The following is a 282-nucleotide window of genomic DNA, read 5'->3' as shown; positions in this document are numbered from 1 at the left end:
CATTGATGTGTGCGGCATGATGGACCCCATCACCAAGTACACCCACCAGTTCGCCTCGGCCGACAACATCCCGGCCCGTATGCGCGAAGCCTTCCGCCTGGCCGAAGAAGAGAAGCCGGGTGCCGTGCACCTGGAGCTGCCAGAAGACATCGCTGCCGAGCAGACCGACGCGCTGCCAATCCCGCGCAGCCTGCACCGCCGCCCGTTGGCCGAGCATGTGGCCATCGAAGCTGCTGTAGAGAAGTTGCTGGCCGCACGTAACCCGATCCTGGTGATCGGCGC

1 pseudogene is annotated in these 282 nt (G+C 64.9%); it reads left to right on the top strand.

Annotation, left to right across the window (positions count from 1 at the left end):
- A pseudogene (locus ABE456_RS28560) lies at positions 1-282 on the top strand (acetolactate synthase large subunit); the annotation flags it as partial.

The sequence above is a fragment of the Pseudomonas sp. TWI929 genome (genome assembly GCF_039673335.1).
Taxonomy (GTDB): domain Bacteria; phylum Pseudomonadota; class Gammaproteobacteria; order Pseudomonadales; family Pseudomonadaceae; genus Aquipseudomonas.
This window is presented reverse-complemented; position numbering and strand designations above follow the sequence as displayed.